Here is a 439-nt window from a genome sequence, read left to right on the forward strand (position 1 = left end):
ACCGGCTGCGGGCGCACGCCGCTCACCGCTCGGGCCTGTTCACCACCCCACGAGAGAAGGTGGCCGTCTGATGGCAATGGCAGCCGGCGTCAAGCTGATGCAGAAGGTCTCCTCGACCATGCTGTTCGCCAAGCTCGCACCGCACTTCATCCCCGCCATGGACAAGGCCGTGCACAAGCTGACCCGCGGCAAGGTCATGCTCAGCGCCCAGATGCTCCCCGGCGTGATTCTGACCGCCAAGGGAGCGAAGACGGGCGAGCCGCGCACCACGCCGCTCGCCTGCATGCCGGAGGAGGGGGGCGTCAGCTGGCTCCTGATCGGCTCCAACTTCGGCCGCCCCGGACATCCGGCGTGGACCGCGAACCTGCTCAAGCATCCTGACGCGGAGGTGAGTTGGAAGGGTCAGGACATCGCCGTACGGGCCCGGTTGCTGGAGGGT

At 67.9% G+C, this 439-nt stretch carries 1 protein-coding gene; it reads left to right on the forward strand.

Features of this window, described 5'->3' with window-relative positions:
* Positions 1–76: 76 nt before the first annotated feature.
* A partial coding sequence (locus G3I78_RS48585) for a nitroreductase family deazaflavin-dependent oxidoreductase (RefSeq protein ID WP_164437038.1) occupies positions 77–439 on the forward strand: 363 nt, incomplete at its 3' end.

Source organism: Streptomyces sp. SID13726 (assembly GCF_010548375.1).
Taxonomy (GTDB): domain Bacteria; phylum Actinomycetota; class Actinomycetes; order Streptomycetales; family Streptomycetaceae; genus Streptomyces.